Origin of the sequence: Oceanospirillum multiglobuliferum, from assembly GCF_900167095.1 — a bacterium.
Lineage (GTDB): Bacteria > Pseudomonadota > Gammaproteobacteria > Pseudomonadales > Halomonadaceae > Oceanospirillum > Oceanospirillum multiglobuliferum.
Genome location: NZ_FUXG01000008.1, coordinates 125,200 through 149,977, shown reverse-complemented (window position 1 = coordinate 149,977; position 24,778 = coordinate 125,200). Strand labels below are relative to the sequence as shown.

General features: G+C 47.2%; 25 protein-coding genes and 1 pseudogene. 14 read left to right on the top strand and 12 right to left on the bottom strand.

The window, feature by feature from the left end; genetic code table 11:
• Positions 1-291, bottom strand: a 291-nt coding sequence (locus tag B5D26_RS07575; protein WP_143833105.1) for a helix-turn-helix domain-containing protein, incomplete at its 3' end; no start/stop codon positions are given.
• A 77-nt stretch (positions 292-368) separates the two neighbouring features.
• On the opposite strand from B5D26_RS07575, the gene B5D26_RS07570 reads away from it, so the two are divergent.
• Complete coding sequence (locus B5D26_RS07570) at positions 369-818, top strand: hypothetical protein (RefSeq protein WP_078745128.1); 450 nt, start codon at positions 369-371, stop codon at positions 816-818.
• 87 nt (positions 819-905) lie between these two features.
• Here B5D26_RS07570 and B5D26_RS16050 read toward each other — a convergent pair.
• The 3 genes and pseudogenes from B5D26_RS16050 to B5D26_RS07560 all read right to left on the bottom strand — a co-directional run.
• A pseudogene (locus B5D26_RS16050) lies at positions 906-1,058 on the bottom strand (IS256 family transposase); the annotation flags it as partial.
• 49 nt (positions 1,059-1,107) lie between these two features.
• Positions 1,108-2,367 (bottom strand): adenosylmethionine--8-amino-7-oxononanoate transaminase, encoded by a 1,260-nt coding sequence (gene bioA / locus B5D26_RS07565; RefSeq protein ID WP_078745127.1) that lies wholly within the window; start codon positions 2,365-2,367, stop codon positions 1,108-1,110.
• 90 nt (positions 2,368-2,457) lie between these two features.
• Positions 2,458-3,258, bottom strand: a complete 801-nt coding sequence (locus B5D26_RS07560; protein WP_078745126.1) for an alpha/beta fold hydrolase — start codon at positions 3,256-3,258, stop codon at positions 2,458-2,460.
• A gap of 280 nt (positions 3,259-3,538) precedes the next feature.
• Here B5D26_RS07560 and B5D26_RS07555 point away from each other — a divergent pair, with 280 nt between their 5' ends.
• The 7 genes from B5D26_RS07555 to B5D26_RS07525 all read left to right on the top strand — a co-directional run bounded on the left by B5D26_RS07555 (position 3,539) and on the right by B5D26_RS07525 (position 9,842).
• The gene (locus B5D26_RS07555) at positions 3,539-4,093 is read left to right on the top strand and encodes a TRAP transporter small permease (protein ID WP_078745125.1); all 555 of its coding nucleotides are present in this window, start codon (positions 3,539-3,541) and stop codon (positions 4,091-4,093) included.
• A gap of 1 nt (position 4,094) precedes the next feature.
• Positions 4,095-5,393 carry a TRAP transporter large permease gene (locus B5D26_RS07550; RefSeq protein WP_078745124.1) on the top strand — a complete coding sequence of 433 codons (1,299 nt, stop codon included), beginning with the start codon at positions 4,095-4,097 and terminating at the stop codon, positions 5,391-5,393.
• A 73-nt stretch (positions 5,394-5,466) separates the two neighbouring features.
• Positions 5,467-6,465 (top strand): TRAP transporter substrate-binding protein DctP, encoded by a 999-nt coding sequence (dctP, locus tag B5D26_RS07545; protein WP_078745123.1) that lies wholly within the window; start codon positions 5,467-5,469, stop codon positions 6,463-6,465.
• 95 nt (positions 6,466-6,560) lie between these two features.
• Complete coding sequence (locus B5D26_RS07540; protein ID WP_078745122.1) at positions 6,561-7,682, top strand: NAD(P)/FAD-dependent oxidoreductase; 1,122 nt, start codon at positions 6,561-6,563, stop codon at positions 7,680-7,682.
• Positions 7,660-7,983 (top strand): (2Fe-2S)-binding protein, encoded by a 324-nt coding sequence (locus B5D26_RS07535; protein WP_078745121.1) that lies wholly within the window; start codon positions 7,660-7,662, stop codon positions 7,981-7,983. The genes B5D26_RS07540 and B5D26_RS07535 overlap by 23 nt, the downstream gene beginning before the upstream one ends.
• 26 nt (positions 7,984-8,009) lie before the next feature.
• Positions 8,010-9,446: an FAD/NAD(P)-dependent oxidoreductase gene (locus B5D26_RS07530; protein WP_078745120.1), complete on the top strand. Its 1,437-nt coding sequence runs from the start codon at positions 8,010-8,012 to the stop codon at positions 9,444-9,446.
• 42 nt (positions 9,447-9,488) lie between these two features.
• Positions 9,489-9,842 carry a RidA family protein gene (locus B5D26_RS07525; protein ID WP_078745119.1) on the top strand — a complete coding sequence of 118 codons (354 nt, stop codon included), beginning with the start codon at positions 9,489-9,491 and terminating at the stop codon, positions 9,840-9,842.
• Between the two features lie 195 nt (positions 9,843-10,037).
• Here the strand turns inward: B5D26_RS07525 and B5D26_RS07520 are convergent, their stop codons facing one another.
• From B5D26_RS07520 to dbpA, 3 genes are all read right to left on the bottom strand, one after another.
• Entirely contained in the window at positions 10,038-10,970 is a 933-nt protein-coding gene (locus tag B5D26_RS07520; protein ID WP_078745118.1) for a LysR substrate-binding domain-containing protein, read from the bottom strand.
• An 89-nt stretch (positions 10,971-11,059) separates the two neighbouring features.
• Entirely contained in the window at positions 11,060-11,602 is a 543-nt protein-coding gene (locus B5D26_RS07515; protein WP_078745117.1) for a DUF2058 domain-containing protein, read from the bottom strand.
• 30 nt (positions 11,603-11,632) lie between these two features.
• Positions 11,633-13,042, bottom strand: a complete 1,410-nt coding sequence (gene dbpA / locus B5D26_RS07510; RefSeq protein WP_234985227.1) for an ATP-dependent RNA helicase DbpA — start codon at positions 13,040-13,042, stop codon at positions 11,633-11,635.
• 272 nt (positions 13,043-13,314) lie between these two features.
• On the opposite strand from dbpA, the gene B5D26_RS07505 reads away from it, so the two are divergent.
• Positions 13,315-14,718 carry a YcjX family protein gene (locus tag B5D26_RS07505; protein WP_159445615.1) on the top strand — a complete coding sequence of 468 codons (1,404 nt, stop codon included), beginning with the start codon at positions 13,315-13,317 and terminating at the stop codon, positions 14,716-14,718.
• Entirely contained in the window at positions 14,715-15,692 is a 978-nt protein-coding gene (locus tag B5D26_RS07500; RefSeq protein ID WP_078745115.1) for a YcjF family protein, read from the top strand. Before B5D26_RS07505 ends, B5D26_RS07500 begins: the two co-directional genes overlap by 4 nt.
• A gap of 62 nt (positions 15,693-15,754) precedes the next feature.
• On the opposite strand, the gene B5D26_RS07495 is transcribed toward B5D26_RS07500, so the two are convergent.
• The gene (locus B5D26_RS07495; protein ID WP_078745114.1) at positions 15,755-16,891 is read right to left on the bottom strand and encodes a GNAT family N-acetyltransferase/peptidase C39 family protein; all 1,137 of its coding nucleotides are present in this window, start codon (positions 16,889-16,891) and stop codon (positions 15,755-15,757) included.
• Between the two features lie 253 nt (positions 16,892-17,144).
• On the opposite strand from B5D26_RS07495, the gene B5D26_RS07490 reads away from it, so the two are divergent.
• Positions 17,145-18,608, top strand: coding sequence for a RimK family protein (locus B5D26_RS07490; protein WP_078745113.1), 1,464 nt, complete (start codon positions 17,145-17,147; stop codon positions 18,606-18,608).
• Between the two features lie 89 nt (positions 18,609-18,697).
• On the opposite strand, the gene B5D26_RS07485 is transcribed toward B5D26_RS07490, so the two are convergent.
• From B5D26_RS07485 to B5D26_RS07470, 4 genes are all read right to left on the bottom strand, one after another.
• Positions 18,698-19,486 carry an ABC transporter permease gene (locus tag B5D26_RS07485; protein WP_078745112.1) on the bottom strand — a complete coding sequence of 263 codons (789 nt, stop codon included), beginning with the start codon at positions 19,484-19,486 and terminating at the stop codon, positions 18,698-18,700.
• Complete coding sequence (locus B5D26_RS07480; RefSeq protein ID WP_078745111.1) at positions 19,483-20,250, bottom strand: ATP-binding cassette domain-containing protein; 768 nt, start codon at positions 20,248-20,250, stop codon at positions 19,483-19,485. The genes B5D26_RS07485 and B5D26_RS07480 overlap by 4 nt, the downstream gene beginning before the upstream one ends.
• Before the next feature lie 74 nt (positions 20,251-20,324).
• Positions 20,325-21,311, bottom strand: coding sequence for a YVTN family beta-propeller repeat protein (locus B5D26_RS07475; protein ID WP_078745110.1), 987 nt, complete (start codon positions 21,309-21,311; stop codon positions 20,325-20,327).
• A 34-nt stretch (positions 21,312-21,345) separates the two neighbouring features.
• On the bottom strand, positions 21,346-22,551 hold the full coding sequence (locus B5D26_RS07470; RefSeq protein ID WP_078745109.1) for an ABC transporter substrate-binding protein: 1,206 nt from the start codon (positions 22,549-22,551) through the stop codon (positions 21,346-21,348).
• 164 nt (positions 22,552-22,715) lie between these two features.
• Between B5D26_RS07470 and B5D26_RS07465 the strand changes: the two genes are divergently transcribed.
• The 3 genes from B5D26_RS07465 to B5D26_RS07455 all read left to right on the top strand — a co-directional run bounded on the left by B5D26_RS07465 (position 22,716) and on the right by B5D26_RS07455 (position 24,673).
• Positions 22,716-23,144: a cupredoxin domain-containing protein gene (locus B5D26_RS07465; protein ID WP_078745108.1), complete on the top strand. Its 429-nt coding sequence runs from the start codon at positions 22,716-22,718 to the stop codon at positions 23,142-23,144.
• A gap of 163 nt (positions 23,145-23,307) precedes the next feature.
• Positions 23,308-23,739 carry a cytochrome c-550 PedF gene (pedF, locus tag B5D26_RS07460; protein ID WP_078745107.1) on the top strand — a complete coding sequence of 144 codons (432 nt, stop codon included), beginning with the start codon at positions 23,308-23,310 and terminating at the stop codon, positions 23,737-23,739.
• Entirely contained in the window at positions 23,726-24,673 is a 948-nt protein-coding gene (locus B5D26_RS07455; RefSeq protein ID WP_078745106.1) for a substrate-binding periplasmic protein, read from the top strand. Before pedF ends, B5D26_RS07455 begins: the two co-directional genes overlap by 14 nt.
• Positions 24,674-24,778: the final 105 nt, after the last annotated feature.

Here is a 24,778-nt window from a genome sequence, read left to right as displayed (position 1 = left end):
AATCTGCTGTGGAGAGAACCTCTGACGCAGCATCAAAATCACGAGGTCAAACAGTTCATTACCCTGAGCAAGCTTTTTCACTGGTCGACAGCCTACTCTTCGAGCCTGACGGTTGGCTTGAGCCTTAGGTGCTTCGTATAGGCCATCGGCAAGCTGGTTACGACGAATCTCTCGACTGATTGTTGAGGGGCTTCGATCAAGTAGGCGAGCAATACTTCGCAGACTGAGATTGTGAAGCAGGCCAATTTGAATAGTGGCACGCTCTTCTATGTTGAGTTCTTTGTATGTCATAACAACACCTTACCCGATATTGGATTAGGTGTTGCACTCAGAATTTGCCGCTAAGACCTGTTTTTGATTATCTTCACATGACAGCAGGTATGCTTTCTACAAATAGACCTCAACCTGTTTTACCTCAATCAGATTTAAGCAAAATTTATAGTGGCGCGAAAGAACTTCTTGATGAGATCATTAATTCTGATTTACCGAGTAATATTAGACAATATTTTGCCGAACAACTTCGTAAAATAATAATTTCAATTGAAGAGTATAAGATAACAGGCTCTTCTGAAGTTGTAAGTATCGTCGAAGCTACTTTCGGTAAGGCGGTATTATCAAAAGACTTGATTGATGGCAAAGACACTAATACAGAGATGAAGAAGTTCTGGACGTTTATGGCAAAAACTGCCCTAGTTGTATCAACAGTGGCAGGTGCGTTACAGATTGCTGATTATACTGCTAAGACATTTCCTGAATTAAATACACCAGAGAAAGTTATACATATTTCTGTTGAAAATAGTAAATTGGAAAGCGTATAAATGCACATAACAAGCTATTAAACAAGGACAAAAAACAGTTTGCGATGCTCAACTGGAGGGTGTTCATAGTTCTGTGTCACCCATTTCTTAAAGATCAACGTGCTGGTCTATCCGGCCTTCTGAGACAATGTCAGGTTCCAGTTTTGCACCGAATGTGTCCACTTCTCTGATGCCTTCAACTGCATTCGTTGTATAAATCGCTCTTCGCACTTGCTCTGGGTATTTGAAGTAAACCGAGAGATTTTCCGGTAATCCTCCCCCATAAAATATGGGGGAGTACCAAAGGCTATTAGCGTGTAAACCAAGCTTTCATCACCTGAGTGATCTTGGTCAGCTCAGCCTCGGTGATGATGTAAGGCGGCATGGTATACAAGAAGCGGCCAAAAGGACGCAGCCAAACACCCTGTTCCACAGCAAACTGCTGCACCCCTTGCAGGCTTTCAGCGTTGTGTACTTCGATGACTGCGGTTGCGCCTAACACGCGAGTGTCTTTTACGGCGGGATGCTCAAAGCCCAGTAGCTCATGTTTCAGCACTTGGTTCAGTGCTTCGATTTTGCCAAGGTAGTTTTCGCGCTCAAAGATCTCGATGCTTTTCAGTGCCACAGCGCAAGCGATAGGGTTGCCCATAAAGGTAGGGCCGTGCATAAAGGCTTTTTGTTTATCATCAGACCAGAAGCCATTAAACACCTTGTCGTTGGCAAGGGTGGCGGCGTGGCCGATGTAGCCGCCTGTTAAGCCTTTACTTAGCACCATTATATCGGGGCAAACATTGGCGTGTTCTGCGGCAAATAGCTTACCTGTACGGCCAAAACCTGTGGCGACCTCATCAAAGATCAATAAAATCTCAAACTCGTCACATAGCTTGCGGGCTTCTTGCAGATAGATAGGGCTGTACATGTTTAAACCGCCAGCGGCTTGCAGTAGCGGCTCCACTAAAAAGCCTGCAATTTCGTGGTGATGCTGTTCAAACAGTTGGCGCAATTGGGCAATGTCTTGGGCTACGGCCTCTGCACTGGCATCAAAACATGCCGTGGGTGCCGGAGCAAAGTGATGTTTTGGCAGCAGGCCGCTAAATAGGCTGTGCATCCCTTCTGTAGGGTCGCACACTGACATGCAGCCCGTGGTATCACCATGATAGGCTTTGGTCAGTGAGGCCATTTTGTATTTGTCAGTGCAGCCTTGGTTCTGCCAAAACTGTACGGCCATTTTCATCGCCACTTCCATACCAACGGAACCACTGTCGCTGTAAAACACGTGGTTTAAACCTTTAGGGGTAATCTCAACCAACTTCTTGGCCAAAGCCACAGCAGGGGCGTTTTTTAAACCGCCCAACATCACATGCGCTACTTTGTCGGCTTGGTCTTTCAAGGCTTGAGTGAGTTCAGGGTGGCGATAACCATGAATCATGCACCACCAAGAACAAGTGGCATCCAGTAAGCGCATGCCATTGGTGAACTGAATATAGGGGCCGTCTCCGGTTTCTACTTCATAGTTCACTTCCAGATGCTTCATCTGGGCATAGGGAAACCAAAGGCTTGTATCCTGCATGACGATATCCTGTTACTGGTAAACCAAAAATATTGTTTTCAGTTTACCAGAGCAGGGACAAAGTCAAAACCAGTGCGCGGGTTAGAATGATTAAGCGGTGGCTGTTTGGCGGGTATATGTACGAGAAAGCTGATCAATAAAATCAGTAATCGCTTGATTCACTTCGTCAGGATGTTCCATTGGGCTTAAGTGCGCTGCGCCTTCCACGACCACAAATTGGCTATTGTCTAGCTGATCAGCCAGATATTGACCATATTTAGGCGGCGTCATTTGATCCAATTCAGCACTAAGTACTAACGCAGGGCATTGAATCTCAGCCAAAACATCTAAACGATCAAAAGCATTACAGGCTTCAAAATCACGTACTACAGACTCAATATCACCTTGATGCAGCAAGTCGGCAAAAGGCTCTACAATTTCAGGTGCCGCGCCATCGGTAAGGGTATTTTGCACCATCATATCGACATAAGCAGGATAGTTGTCACGGATCTGCTCTAATAATGCAGGTTGTACTTTCAGCTTGGCGCCCGTGTTCAGCAATACCAAGGCTTGTGCGCGCTCAGGGTAACGTGTTGCAAACTCAAGGCAAACCGCCCCACCCATGCTATGCCCTACCAATATGGCCTGTTTTAAAGCCAGAGCCTCCATCAACTCAACAATATTTTGGCTATACGCCGCTATAGACTGCTCGCCTTCGTGGTGGGCGCTTAATGAATGGCCGGGTAGATCAAGGGCGATCACATTGGCGCTGTCTCTTAAGCCTTCAAGCTGAGCTTGCCACTGGGCATGATTTAAGCCCGCACCATGAATCAAAATTAGGGTTGGCAATTCAGGCTGAATCGGCCACTGCGTGCAAATATAGCCGAGCTCGTTGTGTTCTTGAATATACATATAACGTCCTTGATGACATGTATGGTGATGATTTTAGAGTGCTTTTGAATAAAGACATGGTGACAAAGGGTAAACATTCCCTTGATAGAACACAAATGGCAATTCGACCAAGTTCAAAATTCGTAGGTTTAAGCTCTGTCATATTGGTGGATTTTTAATGCAATAAACATAATAAGATATTATCAAGTAATGTAAAAAAACGATTTGATGTTATTTTGTCTAGCTTTCATGATTACCTCCAATCCCCCCTCAACTAAAAACATAAAAATGCGAGGTTTTGATGGAGGTTTTTTTCCGTTACACCCTAACGATATTAATAAGTACCGTAGCGGCTTGTCAGTTTGTGCAAGTGCTGACCCGTTATGTCTTTGAGATGCCAGTTATGGGGCTAGAAGAAGCCGCTTTGGTTCCTACGATCTGGTTATACATTCTTGGTAGTGTGAACGCATCCCGAGAAGACACACAGATTCGAGCCAACGTATTAGAGATTTTTCTCAGTACCGATAAGGCTCGCTTAATTCTACATATCATCTCTGAAGTGATCAGTGTTGTGATCTCTTTATGGCTGTGCTGGTGGGCTTGGAAATACTTCAGCTACGCCCTGCGTGTTGGTAAAGAAAGCCCAACCCTGTACATCCCTACTTTTATCTATGAGTCTGCGCTCTTTTTAGGGCTGGCGATGATGACACTGTTCACCCTGTGGCATTTAGTTCGCAACGTGCAAAGTTTATTGGGTTATAGACCTATGCCTTCGCACGCCACGGATGAACTCAGTACGTCTGAGTTGAATGAAATGCAGATTTTAACTACCGATCATCATCAGAAGGGGCAATAACATGGTCGAGATTGCAATCTTAGCCTTTGCGGTACTCGTGGTGCTGTTAACTCTAGGTGTGCCATTACCTTATTGTTTTGGCGCAGGTTTAATGGTGATGACCTTAGTGGGTGAAGCCACCATGCGTGGCATGATGCTGTGGGGATTCAGTCAGTTGACCAACCCTGTATTATTGGCAATTCCACTATTTGTGTTTGCAGGCACTATTATGAGTGTCAGTGGTATAGCCGCCAGCTTACTTGAGTTTGTGAACATTTTTATTGGTCGCATTCGTGGTGGGTTGGGCGTTGTTGCGGCGGTCAGTTGCGCTATTATCGGCGCGATTTCTGGCAGCGGTTTAACTGGTATTGCTGCGATTGGCCCCTTGTTAATTCCTGAAATGGAGCGCAAAGGCTATCCGCGGGCTTATGCTACTGCACTGGTCGCTAACTCTTCTGTACTAGGCTTATTGATTCCACCTAGTGTCACTATGATTGTGTATGGCTGGGTGACAGATACGTCAATTCTAGCCAGTTTTCTAGCCACCTTAGGGCCAGGTTTATTGGTGATGGTGAGCTTTTCAATCGTGAACCTTGTCATGTCTCGCAAATTCCCTCTGGTGTTAGATGAACCGCTAGAGTTCTCTGCGCTGATGAAACAAGGCGGCAAAAAAACTATCAACGCTATCCCTGCTTTACTGATGCCAATCATCATTTTAGGCGGTATCTATGGCGGCATTATGACCCCTACTGAAGCCGCAGCCGTTGCTGTGATTTACGCTTTGCCCGTTGGTTTTATGATTTACAAAGGGCTGACCTTTAAAACCTTGTTGGAATCGGGCAAAGAGTCTGCCTCTGCGGTGGGTGCCATTCTGATTATGATTCTGTTCAGTTTGATGCTGAGCCAGATCTATGTAATGGAAGATATTCCTCAGATGATGGTGGATAAAATCTTTGAAATTACAGACAACAAAGTGCTGTTGTTAATCATGACTAACCTGTTCTTGTTTGGTATCGGCATGATTGTGAACGACATTACCGCCATCATTTTAACCGCGCCTTTACTGTTGCCTTTAATGTCGGCACTGGGTGTTAGTCCGATTCAGTTTGCGGCCATTATGGGCGTGAATACTGCAATGGGCGGTGTGACACCTCCTTATGCCAGCATCCTTTATTTGGGAGCGCGTATCGGCAAGGTGAAGTTTACAGAAGTGGTTAAACCTGCCATGACCTTGATCTTGTTTGGCTACATCCCTGTGGTCGTACTGGTCTCAGTATGGCCTGATCTATCCGAATACATTCCCCGTGCTTTTGGCTATTAAGCCTGCACAGATACGCGTTTCGAAGCCTAGCTCTGGAGGCGTCCAGAGCCACTCTCAAACCCAGGAGAAAATAATGAAAACAAGCCTGATGAAAAAACTGGCCTTAGCTGTTGCGCTGTCTGCGTCACTGACCTCTGTGGCGCAGGCCGTTACCTTAAAGATGTCGCATGTTCGTCCTCAAGACACTGCGATTGATCTGGATGCCAAGCGTTTTGCTGAGGATGTGAAGTCTGCGACTGATGGCAAAGTGAAAATCAAAATTTATGCTGCCAGTGCCCTTGGTGATTACACCGTTGTGCAAGAGCGTGTCAGCCTTGGTGCCATTGATATGGCGGTACAGCCTCCGGCTTCAAGTGCGGACAAACGCTTTCAAATCGTATATATGCCGTACTTGGTGAAGACTTGGGACGATGCTCAAAAAGTCTTTGCCAAAGGTTCACCAATGCGAGGCACAGTCTCTGAGCTTTATGGCGAACAAAACATTGAGGTCTTAGCCGCATGGCCTGTTTATTTTGGTGGTGTATCACTGAACAAAGAGATTGCAGAAGCTGCCGACCCGAGCGTAATGAAAAATGCCAAGCTACGAGTGCCTCCGATTAAAACCTTCCAGTTAACAGCAGACAATATCGGGTTTATTGGCTCACCTTTGCCATTCTCTGAAGCTTTTACTGCGGTACAAACGGGTGTCGTAGACGGTGTAATGGGATCTGGTGCTGAGGGTTATTATGCCTCTTTCCGTGATGTGACCAAAAGCTACTTACCGATTAATACTCACTTTGAAATGTGGTACTTGATTATCAATAAAGAGGTACTTGGTGAGCTATCAGATGCGCAGCAGCAAAAACTGCAAGCCGCTGCTGACCGCTTTGAGCAAGCCCGTTGGGGTAGTGCCCGTAAGGATCAGCTGAAAAATGAGCAGCTTTTGGCCAAAGCGGGCGCGCATATTGTGCCTGTCTCTGAGGCACAAATTGAAGCTCATGCCAAAATTGTACGCGAAAAAGTATGGCCTGAAATCATCGATGATATTGGCCATGACTGGGCTCAAAACGTACTAGACAAAGCGTTGAACTAAGACGTTCACTCCGCTAAGTAGGGTGTACTGAATGGCTGATACGCTGTTCAGTACACCTCTTCTACTCAAGATATTGACCAAGGATCACTGCAATCATGGGTTTATCTGGCAACCACAACCAAGCTGAAATTTGTGTCATCGGAGGCGGCGTTGTAGGGCTTTCAGTGGCACTGGGCTTGATTCGAAATGGCCATCAAGTCTGTGTTCTGGATGAAAGCGATCTGGCTTTTAGAGCGTCTCGTGGCAATTTCGGACTGGTATGGGTTCAAGGTAAGGGCGATTCCCTTGCCCAATATGCACAGATCAGTCGACGTTCGGCCCGTTTGTGGCAACCTTTAGCTAAGCGCCTGCAAGCAGACACGGGAATCGACATCCAGTTACAACAAAAAGGCGGCTTATTTTTTTGCCTGACAGAAGCAGAGCTACAAGCACGAAAGCAGATGCTCAGTCAGATGCAAGTGGCAGTAGGAGGGGATTACCCTTTTGAAGTTTTAGATCTTCAACAACTGCGTGAGTTGGAGCCAGAAGCTGGGCCAGAAGTGGCAGGGGCGACTTGGTTCCCAGAAGATGGGCATTTAAATCCGCTGCTATTTTTTCGAGCCTTAACGGATTCGTTTTTAAAGCAGGGAGGTCAGATTATCCATAGTGGTACAGTGTCAGATATTCGCGCCCTGACACAGGGCTTTCAGATTCAGACCTCACAAAATGGGTTATGGCAATGCCAAAAAGTGGTGTTGTGTGCAGGGCTTGGTAACCAAATACTTGCGCCGATGCTAGGACTAAATGCGCCTGTTGTACCCAATCGTGGGCAAGTGCTCATCAGTGAGCGTGTGAAGCCGTTTTTGACCTATCCCACAGGCCATGTACGGCAAACAGGTGAAGGTACGGTGCAAATTGGTGACTCCAAAGAAGATGTAGGGTTTGACAGTGGCACTCGTATTGAAGTGATGGCCAAAATTGCCAATCGTGCGCGCAAAATGTACCCCATTTTAAATCGAGTACGTTTGGTACGGGCTTGGGGCGCATTAAGAGTGATGACCCCTGATGGTTACCCTATTTATCAACAGTCTGAAGTACATCGCAACGCTTATCTGGTGACTTGTCATAGTGGCATCACCTTAGGAGCTTTGCATGAAGGTCCTATTGCAGACTGGATCTCTCAAGGTTCAACCGATTTGCCTCTGGAGGTGTTCAATGACCAACGTTTCAAACTTTAAACGCCTGCCCAGTCGGCATGACGCCAGTGTAACCGTCTTCGTAGAAGGCCAAGCGGTTCAAGTGCAAGCTCACGACAGTGCTGCCGCTGCTATATTGGCTGCTGGTTTAGGCCATAGCCGCACGACGCCTATAACCGGTTCAGGTCGAGCGCCTTATTGCATGATGGGTGTGTGCTTTGAGTGTTTAGTAGAGATAGATGGCCAAGCCAATACACAGGGTTGCATGACTTTGGTACGCGAAGGTATGCAGATTAAACGTCAGCAACAAGCGCGTTTATTGACCGATTCACAGCATGATTAACGCCAACAGAGATAAACGAGAGCATCATGACAAAATCTTCTGTGCCTGATACTCAAGGCGACAGTCAATATGACCTGATTATTATCGGTGCAGGCCCTGCGGGTATGGCGGCGGCCAGCACGGCAGCCCGTGAAGGTTTAACAGTGGCGCTGATGGATGAGCAATGCTCGGTCGGAGGCCAAATTTACCGCGCTATTCAACATACAGCGCTACAATATCAACAGATATTAGGGGCTGATTATTACGCGGGGCAAACCCTGTTGGCCGCTTTTGAACAACAACTCAATGCTGAGCAGTCACAAATAACTTACCTTCCTAATAGTATGGTGTGGTCTGTTGAAGATGATCTGGTTGTCAGTTTCAGCAGTGGTGAAATCAGTCACCGTTTAAGGGCAAAGAAAGTGCTTTTGGCAACAGGTGCAATGGAGCGGCCTGTGGCCTTTCCCGGTTGGACATTACCGGGTGTGATGACCTGTGGTGCCGCACAAATTTTGTTAAAACAAAGCGCATTAGCACCCGCAGCGCCTTTGGTTTTGGCAGGTAGTGGGCCACTTTTATTATTGATTGCAGCGCAGCTCAATAGAGCAGGAGTTGCCATTACCGCGGTTTTAGACACCACTCCTAAGGGGCGCTATCTAAAAGCAGCGAAATATCTTTGGGGTGCCCTAAAAAATCCTATTCTGCTGAAAAAAGGCTTAGGATTGCTTCAAGAACTGAAAAAGTCGGGTATTCGTTATGAGCGTCAGGTTAGCGATTTAAAAGCCATCGCTTGTGAGCAAGGAATCCAGCTGGAACAAGTACAGTTCAGTGTGTCAGGCAAGGTTCAGCAGATCGACTGCAACAGCTTGTTGGTGCATCAAGGTGTTGTGCCAAATGTTCAGCTTAGTCGTGCATTAGGATTGGCACACCAGTGGCAAGCGTTACAACAGTGCTGGTCACCTGTGCGTGACACATGGGGGCAAAGTAGCCATGCAGATATTTTTATTGCAGGTGACGGTGGCGGTATAGCTGGTGCTGTTGCCGCGGAATGTCAAGGTCAGCTGGCAGCATTAAAAATTGCTGAGCAACTAGAACGAATTAATCCGCAGGTGCTTGTACAACAGACTAGACCTATACAGAGAATTTTAGCCAAACAGCTTAGCATTCGGCCATTTTTAGATCAGCTTTATCAACCTGCTGAGGCTTTTCTAAAGCCCTTAGGTGATACAATTGTCTGCCGCTGCGAAGAGATCAGTGCCGATCAAATTCGAAAAATTGCAGCCCAAGGAGTGGCAGGGCCTAATCAGGCTAAGGCATTTTGTCGAGCAGGTATGGGGCCATGCCAAGGCCGTATGTGCGGATTAACCGTTGCCAATCTAATTGCAGATGAGCAAAACCGCACTGTGGAGGCTGTCGGCTATTATCAAATTCGCAGCCCAATTAAGCCATTAACTTTATCTGAACTGGCAGACTTGGCGGACTAATCCGCACCTGCTATCAGCATTATTTACAGAGGACAAATACCCATGTCGATTGAACGTTTTGAAACTAGTGCCCGTATGAGCCGTGCCGTTGTACATAACGGAACGGTCTACCTGTGCGGACAAGTGGCTGCGGACCGCACGGCTGATATCACAGGTCAAACTGAAACCATGCTAGCCAAAGTGGATACATTGCTGGCCTCCGTTAACAGTGACCGTGAGCACATTTTATCCGCTACGATTTATTTGAAAGACATGGCGCTATTTCAAGAAATGAATGCTGTATGGGATAGCTGGATTCCAGAAGGTGCAGCCCCTGCACGCGCTTGTGTCGAGGCTCGTATGGCATCGGCAGAGTTGTTGGTTGAAATCTCAGTAGTGGCCGCTCAAAAGGTTTAACTGCGCCTGTTTAATAGTTGATTGTTAATCATGCTTTGGCTCAAACCGCGTACTCCAGTGCTGTTTGAGCCTTTTTTATGGGCTGCACTTTAAATTATGAAAACAGTGCAGTTCGTGCCATAGCATCTAATATTTCTATTGCTGCGCTCTTTAAGTGTCGGACATTAATATCAGAGTGATGAATCACATAAACATTCAATGGTCTAGCGTTAGTACACCCGCGCTGCTTTTACTGAGTAACGTCAAACGGGCTTTCAGCAGTTTAACAAAAGCTTTAGTGAGTGCTGACGGAGTGCGGTGAGCAGGAAATATCAAGTTATAGCGATAAGCAATTCTGGGTTCAAAGCGACGAGCCACCACCCCCAGCTTTTGATAATGCAGTGCGGTAATAGGATCTACCAATGACACACCCATACCTGATTGAACAAAGCCACAAGCTCCGTAAGAGAGCTGCGTGTCGATGTTCAATTGACGTTTGACCCCAGCAGAGTCGAATACGCTATCAATTTTGTGACGTAAACTTTGATCAACGCCCATTGATATAAAGTTTTCCCCATCAAGGTCTTGAGGCCGAATCACCTCCTGCTCCGCTAACCTATGATTGGAAGGCATAACACAGACCATACGGCTGTCTGCAAGTGGTTCTACCCTAAGTGCAGCATCTGCTAAGGGAATAGCCGAAACTATGCCAAGGTCAAACTGTTGGCTGGCTACTAAATCTGCCACTTGCTGAGTGCTGCGAATTTGAAAGCTGAGTGATACCCCAAGGTTGTCCTGACTGAACTGCTGAATAACTGCGGGCACAAACTCTAATGACACGGCAGGCATTGACGCAATACGCAATGAACCCAGATGAAAGCCGCGTAAATCATCCGCTGCGCGCATCAGTTTTTCTAAAGATACAAACGAGCGTTCAACTTCAGCGTAGAACACTTGTGCTTCTGGCGTTGGCACTAAGCGCTTTTTTTGGCGCTCAAACATCGACACCCCAACCGTATCTTCAAAATCACTGATCAGGCGACTCACCGCAGGCTGCGACACACACAAAATATCAGCGGCACCACTGGTTGTGCCACTGATCATCACGGCGCGAAAGGCTTCAATTTGTCGATACGTCAGCTTTGCCATTTTCAGCCCTGTTAATATTCGGGGAATTAAACAAAACCCCACCTGAAAGTGGGGCTTTGTAAGACTTTAACCTAGCGTGGGAATACCCTTTACCACATTAAATCATCTGGAATTTCATAAGCGGCATAAGGATCATCCTCTTCCGCATCGCCCGTATCAGGGGCTTTTTCGTTCAGAATGATCGGCCAGTCCGGTTCACGCTGACGGATTTTTTCCGCCACCACAGGTGGAATCAACTCAAACACCCCTTCTAACTCTGCAATGGCTAGGCGGCCTTTGGCCAGTTGATCAGATATTTTGGCGGTAACGTTGATCTTTTTAACTTTCTTTTCAAAGATAAAGTTGTGCGGCACATCACCTTTGTAGTCGGTCAGGCGGTTCATCTGAATCAACTGTTTAACCTGTGCGCGCACCGCTTTTTTCTCTTCTTCTGCCTTTTTTTGCAGATTTAACAGACGGTCACGTTCGGCCTTCTCTTGGCGCTGCTGCTCGGCACGAATTTTGGTTTCATCTACCTCACCCGTGGTGCGGGTGATTTTGGTTTGTTTTTTAATGTGCTTTTCGGCCTGCTTCACTTTTTTATCGTTGGTCAGACCCATTTTCAAAAACTGATCTTTTAAAGACTTACTCATTGTCTATTCCTGTTCTGATCTAACAAAGGCTTACATGCGTCTGGCTTTAAACTTGCGACCTTTGATTTTAGTGTCTTGCAAATGCGCTAAGGCTTGTTTCGCCACTGAACGCTCGACGGCAACATAAGTGAAAAAATCATAGACGTTAATTTTGCCCACTTGGCTGCCTAAAATACCACCGTCACTGGTTAATGCGCCTAATAGATCACCGGGGCGCACCTTATGTTTTTTACCGCCATCAATGCCCAAGGTTACCATTGGCGGCAGATCTAATACGCTCAGATCACCATCTTCTAAGCTGTCTTCTGGCTCAACACTAACCGAGGTTTTCATATAGTTGGCAATGTCGTCTAGCTTGTACTGCTCAGAAGCGGTGCAAAGGCTAATCGCCAAACCTGATTTACCCGCACGACCTGTACGACCAATACGGTGAATGTGCACCTCAGTGTCGCGGGTCAGGTCAAAGTTGATCACCATTGGCAGATCATCAATATCTAAGCCACGTGCCGCCACATCGGTTGCCACTAAAAACTGTGAGCTACGGTTTGAAAAGCGCACCAAAACCTGATCACGGTCGCGCTGATCTAAATCACCATGCAAAGCCTGCGCGTAGTAGCCTTGCTCTTTCAGCACTGCCGCTACTTCGTTACAAGTTTGCTTGGTGTTACAGAAAATCACCGCTGCATCGGGGCGGTGATGCGCCAGCACGCGCACCAACAAATCTGTTTTCTGATGGTTTTTATCCACCTGATAGAACTTTTGCTGAATATGCTGATGAGTGTGTACCGACTCAACTTCAACCGAGATGGGCTTATTTTGAAAACGACCGCTAATCTCTTGAATCTGCTCAGGATAAGTGGCCGAAAACAGCAAGGTTTGGCGCTGTGGTGGCGTCAGCTCTAAAATCGCCAACATCGCATCATAAAAGCCCATATCCAACATACGGTCGGCTTCATCCAATACCACCGTTTGTACTTGATCAATCACCAAGGTGCCTTTACGCAAGTGGTCTTGAATACGCCCCGGTGTTCCCACCACAATATGCGCGCCATGCGCCAAAGAACCAATTTGCGGGCCAATCGGCATACCACCACACAGGGTTAACACCTTAACGTTGGCCTGATAGCGCGCCAAACGACGAATCTCTTCCGCCACCTGCGAGGCCAACTCACGGGTTGGGCACAACACCAATGCCTGACACGCAAAAGACAGTACGTTCAGCTTTTCCAGCAAACCAATCCCAAATGCCGCTGTTTTACCGCTGCCCGTTTTGGCTTTAGCGATTACATCTTTACCCGCCAAAACATAAGGCAAGCTTTGTTGTTGAATGGGCGTCATCTGGGCGTAGCCCAAGTCGTTCAGGTTTTTAAGTTGGCTGGCAGGTAGCTTTAAGCTAGAAAAACAGGTATCTGTCACGGGGTACTCGATCTGATCTGGCAAATAAAATGGCCAACCCAAGGTTGGCGGGGGGCGCAGTATAACAAAGCCAGCACGATGCGAGAATGGTTAGCCGCAGCCTATCCGCAGTTTTGCAGAAGGTTTAGCGTAGATACGACAGAAAAGGCTCACGTTTTAATTAAAATTTCCAACGAATTAGGTGTCCGTACTCTGAGGTTGAGAGCGTATGCTGTCCTCTCTATTGTGCAAAGGCGCCAGTTACGCTCATCATTGACGATACCGACTCAATATTTAAAGCAAAGGAGTCTATTCGGGTGAAACGTTATCTGAAACAGGCAGGCAATAAACTGCTTCAGCAGGCTGAAAACCTGCACCGTTACAAAAGGCACCGATTGGGGGTGACGGGCTTTTCCCGAGCGGGCAAAACCGTGTTTATCACGCAGTTGACGCAGAGTGTGTTGCGGGTTGATGAGCCGTTACTAGAGGGCGTTAGTCGGCATCCTCTGGTAGGGCTAGACCTGTTTGATGCGGGTTTACTAAAACCTGCGCGTTTAAGAGAGGATCGTTTGGCTCGACGTAGCCAGTTTGATTTTTTCCGCCACCGAGACAGCTTGATGGGGCAAGGGCGTTGGCCGGAGCCAACTCAAGATTTGGCGTGGTTGGATCTGGAGATTAAACGCGCAGAACAGGCGCACAGTCTGCAACGGTTGGTGACACCAGACAGGCTACATCTGGAGATTATGGATTACCCCGGTGAGTGGTTGGCTGATCTGGCGTTGTTTGAGCAATCGTTCAGCCAATGGTCTCAAGCCGCTTGGGAGTTGGCGTTGCAGCCCCATCGTAAAACCCTGAGTGAACCGTTTCGACAGCTTTTAACCGAAGTTGCCGCGCATGGCCCCGATCCGGTGCCAGAGGCTGTGCAGCGTAAACTGACCGATGCTTGGCAGGATTATCTGAAGGCAGCCAGAGCACAGGGGTTTGTGCTGAATCAACCCAGTCGGGTGTTGGTGCCAGGGCAGATGCAGAATTTTGCGATGTTGGGCTTTTTTCCCGTGCCAGACAGCCTAACGTTACCCGATCTACAACGACGCCTTAGTCAGCTATTTGATGCCTACAAAATAGAGGTAGAGTCTCGGCTGGGGCGGCATTTTCAACAGTTGGACAGCCAGATTATTCTGGTGGATCTATTGGCGGCCTTAGAGCAGGGCGAGGCCGCACTTAAAGAGTTGCAGCAGGCGATGCAAGCGGCATTGCGCTTTTTCCGCTATGGAAATCAACGGGGTGTATTGCGTTGGCTGACGCGAAAAATAGACCGCGTGGTTTTTGCAGCGACTAAGGCTGATCAGTTGGTGTTGTCTGAGCGCCTTCGGTTGGAAAAACTGTTGGGGGCATTGTTGAACGAGATCGATCCCAGTAACGATGTGCGTGCAAGGGCCAATGTGCGTTATCGCGCCATTGCCGCCTTGGAAACCACTCAGAGCCTAGTGGATGATCAGGGGCATGAATATCTGTTGGGAGAAGAGGAAGATGGCCGCCAGCAGCCCTATTATTCAGGACAAGTGCCAGACCGTTTGCCGATTGACTGGCAAAGCCTGCCGGAGCAGTTGCAACTTAAACGCTGGCGTCCACTATCCAGAGTGGCCAATGTGAACCAGCTTCTGCCTGCTTATCAGTTGGGTTCTGTATTGAACGATCTGTTAAAGGATGATCTGAAATGACGCAAAAACCGGGTTATATCAAAGGTGAGCTACCGACTAAAGATCAGAATAACACTCAGGCGATTGACCAAGAGTCGGCAGATAGTCGAGTACCTGGCTATGCTGCTGAAACAGAACGCGTAAGCCTGAAACAGCCGCCTGAGCAGGCTTCTGCTGTTTCTTCTATCACAGCAACAGCACCAAAGGCAGCATCAACAGAGGCTTTCTTCGGGGGAATTAGCAAAACCGTACTCAGCTTTGCGGGTCTTCTGTTACTGATGATGCTGACGAATGAGCTGCTGGCGCTATGGCAAAACCACTGGATAGCGGGCAGCCTAGGTACACTGTTGTTGCTGTTGGTCGTGCTGGGTACGCTTCGTGTTTGGCGGCATGAACGCGGTGCTCTCAGAGAAGTAGATCAGTTGAAAGCTGAACAGGAAACCGTACAGAAAGCACTGAGGGCTGAGAATCTAACCGATCTTAAATCCGCGTTAACGCCTTGGCTTAATCGGCAGGCGAAAGTTGCCCCAGAACTGATAACAAGCTTTAAAGCCACTGCACAGACACGCAACACGGCAGAAGAGTATTGGCAACTGTATCAACTGATGGTGCTGCGCCCCTTAGATCAGCAAGCGGATCAGCTGATTCAGCATTACAGCCTAACCACAGGCACTGCTGTTATGGTGATACCTCACGCGGGGCTAGATGGCTTAGTGGTGCTCTGGCGCTCTCGTGCTATGACAAGGGCAATTGCTCAAGTTTACGGGCTGGAAACCACCAGCCTCAGTGCATTTAGACTGTTTAAACAGGCGTTGATTACAGTGATGTTAGTGGCAGGGGTAGAAACCCTAGCGCAGGAAAAACTGATCAGCGAAGGCAGTGATGAGCTGATGAACCGCATTTTGGGTGGTGTTTCGCAGTCATTACTTACGGCACGGCGCACCTACAAACTGGGGCGTTTAATACAGTTGGCCTGCCGACCTTGTGGTGAGTAGGCGGTCAGCAGGATTAGGCCGGATGGTTCCTTTGATTCAACAGTGCTATTGATTAGACAACGCTATTGATTAGACAGCACCAAGGTGCAGCGCAAACGCTGGCGTCCAAAGCAGGCAATACCTGCAAACTCTTCTAACAAAATCGGAACGGCGATATTGTCGGTTGCGGTGTGCATTAGGTCTGTATCGGCTTCTGGGTCGCTCATGTAGACGTAACGCTCATCGGCACGGGTAATGGTGACCCAGTGCGGCACTTTATTGCGGTTAAAGCGCCATGTGCTGATCAAACTTAAAATACTGGCACCTTGCTCTAAGTGTGCTTTTAAACGCTCAGGGGTTAAGTCCTCTTGATGCAGGGCGATGTCGGTTTGGGCGATCTGATCCAAAAAGTTTTGGTGTACCGCTTCAATAATCTGCTTTTTCTGCTCATCTCTTACCGACTCAATAAAGGGCACTTGTTCGGTATTAACGTAAAGCTCAACGGCGAAGCCACGTTTGGCCGCACTTAGCGCTAAACCATGAGGCGAACAGCCGCCATGACCCGACATCATAAAAATAGTGGTGGCTTCGCGCCAAATTTGTAGTTCTTCCTCTAAGGTCATCTGGATCTGTTTATCTAAGCTTTTCATCGCCATTAATAACGCAGAAGGCCCACAGGTGAACTCTGTATTTTGGCCGTGATAGGGCATATTAGTCGGTGTGGCCGCCACTTGTCGGCTTAAGCGTTTCTCCATACGCAAGGCCAAAGCGCCATCTTCGTAATATTCTGGAATTTGCCCAAACTTGCGGTAACCACGCTGCTGATAAAGTGCAATGGCGGCCTGATTATCTGCCCTAACCTCTAAGCGTAAATAAACACAGCCTTGTTCCGTGGCTTGCTCTTCCAAATAGGCCATTAATTGACGGGCAATACCTTTGCCTTGAGCGGCGGGATCAACCGCAATGGAATAGAGCCGTGCTAAGTGCGTACCCTGACGAAATAACAGCAAACCATAAGCCTGAATTTTGCCATCTACTTCAGCCACTACCAACTTAGCACTAGGTGCGGCTAAAAAGTGTTTAAAGCTTCTTTTTGACAGCCTATCGGTTTGAAAACAAAGCAGCTCTAATTGCAACAGCGCTTTTAGGTCATGGGCGGATGCAATACGAATCAGAATAGAGGCGGATTGTACAGGTTCAACAACGGCGGAAGAGTGCATAATATAAAGCCTCACAACCTTATGGTTGGCCAAAAAGAACAAAGAGATAGAGCTGTAAAAAGTAGCGTTTTATAGGCTAAAAAACGCGCGAATATTACGCCTAAAACTAGCAATAAAACAGATCAAAAATTAAATAAATAATTCTTGCGAAGCAGGCTAAATCAAGCGCAAACTCTGCATGTTTTCAGGCTGAAAATAACCATCTTTCTGACTGTTTATGCAGTCTTTATTTAATTTAAGGAGCCTTTATCCAATGTCAACGCTTTATGTCGTCGTGGATGAGTTAGATGATTGGAAGCCCTATTATCCAAGTAGTGACGTCATAACCTTTGATCAATATATGGCGCTGCCTGTGCGTAAGCGCGAGCGCGTGCGTGTGATCAATTTGTGTCGAAATTATAAGTATTTAAGTCGTGGTTATTATTGTTCGTTGCTGGCTGAGGCGCGTGGTCATAACGTGCTGCCTGCTGTGCAATCTATTAATGATTTAGGCAAAAAGTCGCTCTACCTAATGCAGGTTGAAAATCTAAGTGAGTTGGCTAACAAAGCCTTCGTAGATTCAGATAGCGATCAGCAAGTGGTACGTATCTTTTTTGGTGATACCTCAGTTCCTGAACTGAAAGCACTAGGTAAAGTGCTGTTTGAGCGTTTTGCCAGCCCAGTGCTAGAACTCACCTTATCCAAACGTAAAGTGTGGCAGTTGGATAAGTTGCGCTTCTTATCCTTAAAAGACCTGAAAACAGATGATGATCAGCAGCGTTTTGCGAGCAGTTTTGATCATTTCAGCCGTAAAATTTGGCGTAAAACCAAGCCGAAAAAAGGCGCTAAATATGACATGGCGATTCTGTATAACCCAGATGAAGCGATGCCACCTAGCGATATGGACGCGCTGAAGTTTTTTATTAAGGCGGCTGAGAAACTGGGCATTGACGCAGAGCTGATCACCAAAAAAGATTATATGCGTTTAGCGGAATACGATGCGCTCTTTATCCGCGAAACCACCAATATTGACCATCACACCTACAAATTTGCCAAAAAAGCACAGGCTGAAGGTTTGGTGGTGATGGATGATCCGACCTCTATTCTACGCTGCACCAATAAAGTGTATTTGGCAGACTTGCTGGCGGTGAATAAGGTGCCTGCGCCTAAAACCCGCATCATCAGCCAACATACAAAAGCGGCATTGGATGAGTTGGAAAAGGACTTGGGCTATCCAATTGTACTGAAAATCCCTGATGGGGCGTTTTCAAAGGGCGTAGTAAAAGTCAGCAATCGTGAAGAGTTGGCGCTGAAAGTAAAAGAGCTGAGCCAAAAATCAGCACTGCTACTGGCGCAAGAGTTTATGTATACCGACTTTGATTGGCGTATCGGCATACTGAATAACAAGCCAATTTTTGCCTGCCGTTACTTTATGGTGAAAGATCACTGGCAAATTTATCAGCATGGTGACACTGGTGCAGAATCAGGCGGTTTTGAAACCCTGCCCACCTTTGAAGTACCTCGCGCCATTATTGATGCAGCAGTTAAAGCCAGTCGCCTAATTGGTGATGGCCTCTATGGTATCGACTTGAAGCAAGCTGGCGACAAAGCTTATGTAATTGAAGTGAATGACAACCCAAGTATCGACTACGAAGTAGAAGATCTTTGGCTAAAAGAAGAGCTTTACACCATCATCATGCAAGAGTTTTTACTGCGTTTGGAAAAACGCGGCAGCTAACCTGCATAATGCTCGATAGAAGCTAAGCATCAAGCCTCAATCAACTGATTGGGGCTTTTGTTATTAAGGGACTTTAAAGCGTCGCTTATTTATCGTTTAGGTTTTTGCCCTCGTTGAGGATCAAAGCTTAAGGTGGCCAACAAGGTGAACACTAGCGTTAGTCCTGTCACTATAACGAGGTTTGATAGGCTAAGTTCACCATACAAACTAAAACGGATCAGCTCTACACCGTAGGTAAAAGGGTTGTAGGCGCAGATGGTATAAAGCAAAGGCCCTGCCTCTTGCATCTTCCAAAGCGGATAAAGTGCGCTAGACAGAAAAAACATGGGGAAAATGACAAAGTTCATTACCCCTGCAAAGTTCTCCAACTGTTTGATAAAGCTAGAGATTAACAAACCTATTGCCCCTAGCATTAAGGCCACCAACAAACAGGCAGGTAGTACGGCCAAGTAACCTATCAAGGGCGGGTCTACCTCTACCCATAGGGCTATTAATAAAAAACCATAAACCTGTGGCAGTGCGACTAATGCTGTGGCGACCAGTTTACTGATCAGTAAAAAGCTTCTGGGTGCGGGACTGGTTAATAGCAGTTTCATACTGCCCATTTCACGGTCGTATACCATTGAAAGCGCACTTTGCATGGCATTAAACAGCAATATCATTGCCACTAAGCCGGGGGCGATATACACCTGATAGGTGATGTAAGTACCGTAGGGCGGCATAATGGAAACCCCTAACACCGCTCGAAAACCCGCTGCAAATACAATCAACCAAAGTAACGGGCGCACCAACGCACTCAGAAAGCGACTACGCTGCTGAATAAAACGTAGAAACTCCCGCTGGGTGATGCCACAAAATACACGCCAGTACCAAATCATAGTTTAGGCTCCTGAGCGCTGTTGCTTGCGGTGCGCTGTAACAGCTGTTTAAGGTCGTTTGCTCCTGTTTGTGCCAATAAGTTCGCACAAGTGCCAGCATGTTGTGCTTGGCCTTGATGCAGTATTAGCACGGGGTCTTCTAGGGCAATCTCTTCGATTAAGTGCGTTGTCCAGAGCACGGTTAAACCTTGTGTTTGGCAGCGCTCGTGCAGATAGGCTGTGAGTTGTTGGCGAGTGTCTAAATCAAGCCCTACGGTGGGTTCATCTAGCATTAAGAATTGGGGCTGATGTACCAAGGCTCGGGCAATCTCTACTCTTCTTTTGTGGCCGCCATTCAGTGTGCGTACAGGGTCGTTGAGTCGGTCGAACAGCTGTAAGCGCTCTAATTCCACTTGAATAGATCGTTGTGCCGCTTTAGGTGCCATGCCTTGTAATGCCGCATGGTAAAGCAGGTTTTGGCCTACGCTTAGATCGGGGTCTAGGGTGCTTTGTTGAAACACAACGCCCAACTGTGCAAGGTATTCTCGACTTGGGCGTTTTAGTTGGCTCGGTTTGCCGTTCAGATAACAAATAATTTGCCCTTGCTGTGGTTTTAACAATCCCGCCAATAAACTAAACAAGGTTGATTTACCCGCCCCATTGGCCCCTAAAAGCGCATTAAACTGTCCCTTAACTATTTGGTAATCAAGGTTGTGTAGCGCTTGCTTAGCACCATAGCGATAGCTGAGCTGCGATGTTGCTAGGTAAAGGGGCTTATCAGACATCAAATTAACCTTTGAAATGTTTAAACTGTCTCTGGCCTATAGGGCTGTATTCAGTAAGGGCTGTGTCAAACCTGTTAAGGTTTATAAGCCGCAGGTAATACCGCAACACCCCAAGGGTAGCGCCCCACTCGAATGGTTTTAACCACTTTCAGTTTGTTAACGTCGATAATTGATACGTCTCCACTGATGCCGTTAGTAGTTACTAACTTTGATTCGTCGGTGCTGAAGCCCATATGCCAAACTCGACGCCCCACCATTAAATATTTAATCACCTCAAATGTTTTTGCATCAACAACAGCAACATGATTGGCAGGGCCTAAGGCCACAAATGCATAGCGCCCATCTTGTGTCAGTTTTACGCCTACAGGTTGAATACGGTCGGGGTGAATACCTCGAATTTCAAACTTTAGCTTGTGCTTAATCTCTCGGCTTTCAGTGTCGATCACCACAACTGAGCCGCCAATCTCTGATGACGCCCATAGCAAGTTACCCGATTTGTTAAACTCAACGTGGCGGGGACGTTGATCCACTAAGGTGTTGTCATAAAGCTCATTGGTTTGGGTGTCGATCCAGTGCAACATGCTGGTGGTTTCTGAAGTGTTGACTGCTATTTTGCCATTTGGGCTAACCGCCATACCTTCAGGTTCTACCCCTACATCAATTTGCGCGACAACCAGTTTAGTTTGTGTGTCCACAATGGTCACCAAGGCATCATCTTCATTGGCGATAAATAGATGGCGATCATCAGGGGCTAGGGCAAACTGCTCAGGGTCTTCACCAGAGGGTAGGTTGGCGATGATTTGGTTGGTTTTAACATCAAGCACTTGCACGGTGTCATCATCACTGGCGCAGATATAAAGCTTGCTGTAATCCTTGCTAAAGATAATACCCCTTGGTCGCTGGCCGACTTTAATGGTCTCTTTAAGCTCTAGTGTATTGAGATCAATCAGCGATAAGCTGTTGTCTTTTTCATTGCTGATATAGGCAATATCAGCCGTAGCAAATTGTGAAAGGGCTAGCCCAGTACTGAAAATCAGTGATAGTGCAGTGCGTTTAAACATGTGAGTACCTTTTGTCATTGTTGTTATGAAATGGCTATTGGCTCTGAGTTAACTGACATTGGCTCTCAGTGCGATCAAATCCTAAAGTGTCTAACTCAGTGACAGGGTGCAGATAACCTGCCTGTGGCGACTGTGACACTAAAGATTCAGGCTGTACCAATGGAATAGGCTGACGTAGCTGCCCATTCCAAGCTCGGAAGGTCAGCTTATGCCCCTTGAAAGCGGCTAAGTGGAACTGTTCATCTAACAGGTAAGTTTTTAACCCTGTAGCCTGGGTTTGCTTGCCTTGTGTCACAGCTTCAGCGATGGCTCGAACGGCCACCCATGCGGCATAGTCTCGGTCGTTCATTTTGCGTTGGTGTAGTTTGTTAAAGCGGCTTTGTAGCTGGGCTGCGCCCCACTGCTCTACTACCCCACTCCATGCGGTTGCACTTAAACCTTGAGTACCCACCACAGGCCGTGGCAGCCAAGTGTTGTAGGGTAAAAAATGCCCAAAATCCCCCGCCTCATCGGCCACCATCACCACGTCATACTCAGGCCCTTGGGTAAATAGGGGTAACTCACTTTGCGCGGTACGACGTAGGTCGGTTGCAAAAGTCCACTGCTTTTGCGCGACAATTTTACTGCCAAAGCGTTTAGCCGATCGGTGCAGCGCCGTGCTATAGGCTTGATCTTCTGCGGTTTGCCCTTCAACTAAGAACCAACGATTAAAACGGCGTACTGCCAGCCACTGTGCCAACGCATCGGTCAACATGGCACGGCTAGGGTAGGTGTGTAGGGTATTATTCAGGCAGGTTTTGGTGCGTAGCTCATCATCTGCATTACCCACGTTAAATATCAAGGCGTTACGCTGCTGAGCAAATTGGTTGGCTGTTTTTAATACAGAGATGGGTGCATCTAGCAGCACTAAGCTGTTGGTTTTAATCTGCTCGTTTAAGCTTTGCTCTAAAGCCGCAATATCAGTGAACTGCTGGCTTGTAAGTTGATAATGCTGGCCTGTAAATCGCCCAGTTGTGTTGCTGTCTTGTATTGCTAACTCTGCACCCGCTTGACCACTGTTTTTAGGGGGAGGGGTCAAGTTCGACAGTAAAGGCTTGGCTTCTGGTACAAAGCGAAAATAATAAATTGGAATCTCTAACGGTGCTTTTTTAGCCGCCCAACTTTGGTCTGCGGTGACCACGCAAGCAGCCAATAAAATTAACCCTGCTGCTGTCTGGCGCCTTGGTGTATTAATCCGCATTTGCTTACCTCTAGTTCAAGAGTAATCACTCGACCCTGCCAGAGTAGGCGTGATAGCCCCTTTGGTGAATGAGAACAAAGAAGCAAGAAACTAGTTCGCAAGTAGCATATTTTGCGCGCCCTGCTGTTTCTACCATTGACTCATCGTTTGAGAGGAAGCAAAAGATGATGTCAGTTAAACATTTATTAGCCAGTAGTCTACTGCTACTTAGCGCCAGCACCGCTCTAGCCGAGGGAGATTTAACCCGTAAGCCCGTTGAGTTGCCTGAGTTAATTCTAGGTACAGAAGAGAGTGGTTACGGCTTATCTCAAACCGAATATCAGCTAGAAACTGGCAAAGCCTACCGTTTAACGGTAACCGCCAGTGGCTTAAAGCCTTATGCGCTGAAAGCCCCTGCTTTTTTCACTTCGATCTATCTACGCAAAATTGAGGTAGGTGCAGCAGAGATTAAAGCGGTTTCTTTAACCGAACTTGAGTTTGAAGACGCAGGCGAAGCGGAACTGTTTTTTGTACCGATTAAACCCGGCCAGTTTCCATTTTACATCGACGGTCTAGAGCATAAAGGGATGACTGGTAACTTTGTGGTGCGTTAAGAGCTGCACGACAAAAGTACGGTTAGTCGGTTAAACGGGTGATCTTTGTTGTCACTGCCCTGTCGCAGAGATCTCCCACCCAACAAGGATAACAACAACTTAAATTGATTGGATCTGTTTGCTGAATGCCCAGCACTCATCCAGAAACCCTTGGAGAACAACAATGACAGCTAAAGCCAATTTTCTGCGTACCAGCGCAACCTTAATTCTAGGTAGCCTACTGGCAACACAAGCCTTTGCGCATGGTGATGTTACACCACAGAAAATGGATGTTTCAGCGCTACCTAAGCTGGGAGAAGAGTGGGTTGAAGAGAATCCTTATGTCGGCAATGAAGACGCCTTAAAAATTGGTGAGTCTGCCTATGCCCAAAACTGTGCGCGCTGTCATGGTTTAGATGCTGTTTCTGGTGGTATTGCCCCAGATTTACGCTATTTAGAACCGGGAATTGAGGGTGACGAGTGGTTTGTTTACCGTGTACGTAACGGCGCAGTCCGTAACGGTGTGCCTTATATGCCAAAAATGGCAGATTACCTGAGCCAAGAAACTTTGTGGTCAATTCGCGCATGGTTGGTAAGCAAGCATGTCGAGCAGTGATCAGTTTGGCGTAGAGATCAAACCGCAGTTTGATCTCAAGGCAAGTTTCGCCCGACTTGCACTCATCGCCACTGTTATAGTTATGACGCTGGTGCAGGCTATGCCTGCGCTGGCGCGTAGCTATGATGACGTGGTGGCCTCTAAATTTATCGAAATTGCCGTTTATAAAGACTTCCCGCCTTACTCTTATCGAGATCCGCAAGGTGCCGAAAAAGGCATCGACGTTGAACTGGCTCAGCACATCGCTAAAGAGATGAACCTAGATCTACGTTTGCGCTGGATCACACCAGATGAAACCCTTGACGATGATCTGCGCAACCATGTTTGGAAAGGCCACTATCTAGGTGGCGGTATTGCCGATGTGATGATGCGCGTACCCTATGACCGAGAGTATTCCTTTCAAACGGATGAATTCGGGCAAGTTAAAAACGATCTAGTCCACATGTTTGCGCCCTATCAAAAGGAGCGGTGGCGTGTTGGCTTTGATCAAGATCAAATAGAAAGCCTAGAAACCCTTGCAGTGTTGCGCTATTACCCCGTTGGTGTAGAAACTGACAGCCTACCAGATATCTATCTGCTGTCGGTTTTCAACGGTCAGATGCGTAATCAAGTGAAGCACTTTCCTGATTTAATGGCCGCTTTTGAGGCGTTAAGCCAGAAAGAAGTGGCGGCATTAATGGGAATGCAGGGCCAACTTCAATGGTTACAAGTTCAGCACCCTGAGCAAAAATTCCAACTGGCAACCGTAGCACTACAAGGGTTACATAAGCTGGATTGGGATATTGGTTTAGCGGTTCACAACAACTATCGTCAATTGGCCTATGCCTTAGGTGATGTGGTTGAAGCAGCGGCTAAAAACGGTGTAATCGAAAAAATTAACCAGAAGTATGGCGTAAGCTATCTACTGCCAGACCTTTATAAAACGACTCAGTGAAACTCGGTCAATAAGCTTGCGTAAGACCTCACAGGTATCAAGCCTGTTATAAGAACAACAATAAAAACATAGCGCACCGACCAAAAGCCCAAAGACGGCCTAGTA